This window comes from Streptomyces colwelliae (genome assembly GCF_048158785.1).
Classification (GTDB): Bacteria; Actinomycetota; Actinomycetes; order Streptomycetales; family Streptomycetaceae; genus Streptomyces.
Genome location: NZ_JBLTJC010001031.1, coordinates 1 through 401, shown reverse-complemented (window position 1 = coordinate 401; position 401 = coordinate 1). Strand labels below are relative to the sequence as shown.

Sequence of the window (401 nt, the reverse complement as noted above, 5' to 3'; positions counted from 1 at the left end):
TCCAGCAACGCATTAGCCACGTTCATACCGTTGGTCATCGCAATTACGTCAGTGTGCTTGCGCATCAGACGAGCAATCTCAAAAGTGGTGGTCCCGGAATCGAGGATAACCCGATGACCTGGCTGAATCAACTCAACGGCAGCTTTCGCAACGCTGCGTTTCATCGCGGTGTTCAGTGCGCTTTTATCTTCCACTGATGGCTCGACTGACGGCGTCGTGCTATCGCAGATCAACGCGCCACCATAGGCACGCACAGCGATCCCCTGCTTTTCCAGAAACGCCAGATCGTTGCGGATCGTCACAGTAGATACGCCATACAATGCCGACAGATCGTTAACCTGCACACTCCCTTGCTGTCGCAGACGCTGAATGATCTGTTCTCGTCGCTCGCTGGTGCCAGT

Annotated in this window: 1 pseudogene; it reads right to left on the bottom strand. The window is 54.4% G+C overall.

From position 1 onward, the window contains the following. A pseudogene (gene agaR, locus ACNFOC_RS55690) lies at window positions 1-401 on the bottom strand (aga operon transcriptional regulator AgaR); the annotation flags it as partial.